Raw genomic sequence first — 2,309 nt, forward strand, 5'->3', positions numbered from 1 at the left:
GGGCGATGTGCGTGCCTCGATCCTGGCCCTCCTCAAGGACAGGCCCATGCACGGCTACGAGATGATCCAGGAGATCGCCGAGCGCAGTGGCGGGGCGTGGAAGCCCAGCCCCGGCTCGGTGTACCCCACCCTCCAGATGTTGGAGGACGAGGGGCTGATCGCCAGCGCGACCGAGGGTGGCAAGAAGCTGTTCTCGCTCACCGAGGCCGGTCGCACCGCGGCCGACGAGGGGCCCGAGGCTCCTTGGGAAGAGGCCTCGCGCGGGGTCGACTGGGAGGCGCTGAGCGAGATCCGGCAGGCCGGCTTCGGTCTGATGGAGGCGTTCGGCCAGGTCTGGAAGACCGGCGACAAGGATCAGCGCGACAAGGCGCTGGCGGTGATCAACGAAGCCCGCAAGAAGCTTTACCTGATCCTCGCCGACGAGGGCTGACAGTGGTGAAGGGCTGACAGCGGTGAGTGGGTGAGGTGCGGGAGTGCCCCTCGGAGGATTCCGAGGGGCACTCCCGTGTGCCGGGGCGCGGGTGGCGGGGAGGGGCTTCGGGCAGACGACGAGTGCGCCCGGCTTGCGCAGGGACTCGTCGAGCGCGGCCGTGGCGGAGTCCTTGAGCGTGCCCGCCATCAGCCCCTGGGGCGTGATCGCCGGATCTCATCCGTAGGGAGGAGGGGCGGGTCCTCCCTACGCAACCTGTGTGGGACACGAAGATGCTTCCTGTCGTGGATGTCCCGGGGGTGGTGGGACTGATGGGGTGGAGGGCGTGCGACCCCCCATTCCCCGGCAGTCGGCCGTAGACCATCGTCCGGACCACGTGGAGATCGAGGGCAGGCTCACGGACGAGCTGACCTCGGTGATCGCCGCTGCGCGCAGACGGGCCCTCCGGGACGGGGACCGGCAGATCGACACCGCCCATCTGCTGCACGCGCTCCTGGAGTCCGACCCCGACGTCCGCGCCGTCTTCGACGGGCCACAGGTCGCCCGGCTGCTCGGCTATCTGGTGCAGCGCAGCATCGGCTACGGACTGCGCTGGCAGATCGGCGTCGAGGACGCGGGAGTCGTCCCGGGGGCGCCGGGCACGGCCGGCTGGTCGCCGGTCGCGGCCCGCGCGATGAGCCAGGCGTACGACCGTGCCCTGGCGCGGGGTGAGCGGGTGGCCCACGGCGTGGATCTGCTCGCCGTGCTGGTCGCGGCCACCGGGTCGCGGGCGGTGGAGGTGCTGGGCACCGTGGGTGTCGACATCGGTGCCGTGGCGCGGCGGGTCGTGCGTTCGGGCGAGGCCCTCTGACGCCGCGCCCGCCTGCGGTCCAGTCGGTGAGACAGGTGTCAACGGGGATGACGCTCCTGTCGGCGCCTGTCATCATGTGCCGGTGCATACGTCTCACGAGAGTCACGGACAACGCGGTCGGAGTGTCGGGCTGGTGCTCGCGCTCGTGTCCGCCGTCGCCTTCGGTGGATCCGGCACGGCGGCCAAACCGCTCATCGAGGCGGGGCTCGACCCGTTGCACGTGGTGTGGCTACGGGTCGTGGGCGCCGCTCTGGTGATGCTGCCGTTGGCCGTCCGGCACCGGGACCTGGTGCGGCGGCGGCCCGCGCTGCTCGTCGGCTTCGGGCTCTTCGCCGTGGCCGGTGTGCAGGCCTTCTACTTCGCGTCGATCTCCCGTATCCCCGTCGGAGTCGCCCTCCTCGTGGAGTACCTCGGGCCCGCCCTTGTTCTCGGATGGGTGCGCTTCGTGCAGCGACGACCGGTGACGCGCGCCGCGGCGGTCGGGGTCGTGCTCGCGGTCGGCGGCCTCGCCTGTGTCGTCGAGATCTGGTCGGGGCTGAGTTTTGATCCGCTGGGACTGCTGCTCGCGCTCGGGGCCGCCTGTTGCCAGGCCGGGTACTTCGTGCTGTCCGACCAGGGGAGCGAGGCGGGGGCCGAGGCGCCGGACCCGCTCGGTGTCATCGCCTACGGACTGCTGGTGGGAGCTGTGGCGCTCACGGTGGTGTCCCGGCCGTGGGGGATGCAGTGGGAGGTGCTCGGCGGTGTCGCGTGGATGAACGGGACCGCCGTACCGGCGTGGCTGCTGCTCGGGTGGGTGGTGCTGATCGCCACGGTCCTCGCCTACGGGACCGGGGTGATGGCCGTGCGGTGGCTGTCTCCGCAGGTGGCGGGGGTCCTGGGGTGCCTGGAGGCGGTGGTGGCGACGGCGCTCGCATGGATGCTGCTGGGCGAGCACCTGGGGGCGGCACAGCTCGTCGGCGGGCTGGTGGTGCTGGCCGGGGCGTTCGTCGCGCAGCGGTCCGCGCGGGGCGGGAAGCCGCGGGGCAAGGG

Annotated in this window: 3 protein-coding genes; all 3 read left to right on the plus strand. The window is 71.8% G+C overall.

Annotated features, from left to right (window positions below; genetic code table 11):
- Positions 1–430: PadR family transcriptional regulator (locus P1P70_RS43565; protein WP_319247897.1), on the plus strand; the 430-nt coding region annotated here is incomplete at its 5' end.
- A gap of 316 nt (positions 431–746) precedes the next feature.
- Positions 747–1,280, plus strand: coding sequence for a Clp protease N-terminal domain-containing protein (locus P1P70_RS43570; protein WP_413471689.1), 534 nt, complete (start codon positions 747–749; stop codon positions 1,278–1,280).
- Positions 1,281–1,356: 76 nt separating this feature from the next.
- A partial coding sequence (locus tag P1P70_RS43575) for an EamA family transporter (protein WP_319247901.1) occupies positions 1,357–2,309 on the plus strand: 953 nt, incomplete at its 3' end.

This window comes from Streptomyces sp. MB09-02B (assembly GCF_033794485.1).
In the GTDB taxonomy this organism is placed as follows: domain Bacteria; phylum Actinomycetota; class Actinomycetes; order Streptomycetales; family Streptomycetaceae; genus Streptomyces.